The sequence below is a fragment of the Ochrobactrum sp. SFR4 genome, assembly GCF_019730395.1.
In the GTDB taxonomy this organism is placed as follows: Bacteria; Pseudomonadota; Alphaproteobacteria; order Rhizobiales; family Rhizobiaceae; genus Pseudochrobactrum.
Window position 1 is genome coordinate 1 of the sequence record NZ_JAAPBB010000082.1, and the last position, 657, is coordinate 657.

A 657-nucleotide genomic window follows, 5' to 3' on the forward strand; every position below is an offset into this window, starting at 1 on the left:
GTAGCGACGAGACGACAAGCAGTTGCCGATTTTACGAGTGGTTTAGTGCGACGTCTTCGTGTTCGCCTGCAGCAAATTTTCACTGAAACTATGTCGGATGATGCTACGCTAAAGTCACAGAGTGAACGCAACCGCCGTTTTCCAGATACCAGCTCAATAACACTGAAATCACACAAAACCCGCTATGACGATGCGGCGGGCGCTGGCTGGAGAGCCGGTGCCAATGTGAAACTCTCCCATGGTGTGAACGGCTCACAGTCTACGAAGTTGATCGGCGGTGCAGCATGAGCACGCTCGCCTTGCTCCATGTCGCCAAAAAACAGCTTGGCCTTGATGAAGAGGACTTCCGTGACGTGTGCGAGCGCGTCACAGGAAAACGCTCCACAAAAGATATGAGCGAACCGCTGCGCATTAAGCTTGCTGAACACTTCCGTCAACAGGGTTTTAATTCGGTTCCAAAAGGCACTCGAAAGCAGCTTGAAGGCAAGTATGCAGCAAAGCTGCAGGCACTCTGGATTGCCTGCTGGAACCTCGGCATCATCCGCAACAAAAGTGATCAGGCATTGCTCGCTTTTGTGAAACGTCAGACAGGTGTCGATCACACACGGTTCCTGACCTACGATGATGATGCCCGAAAGGTCATTGAAGCCCTTAAAG

Annotated in this window: 1 protein-coding gene and 1 pseudogene; both read left to right on the top strand. The window is 51.8% G+C overall.

The features are described 5' to 3' along the window. Positions 1-288, top strand: a pseudogene (locus HBA93_RS17940) (DUF7168 domain-containing protein); the annotation flags it as partial. Continuing rightward, positions 285-657: regulatory protein GemA (locus HBA93_RS17945; protein WP_221724199.1), on the top strand; the 373-nt coding region annotated here is incomplete at its 3' end. The pseudogene HBA93_RS17940 and the gene HBA93_RS17945, both read left to right, overlap by 4 nt.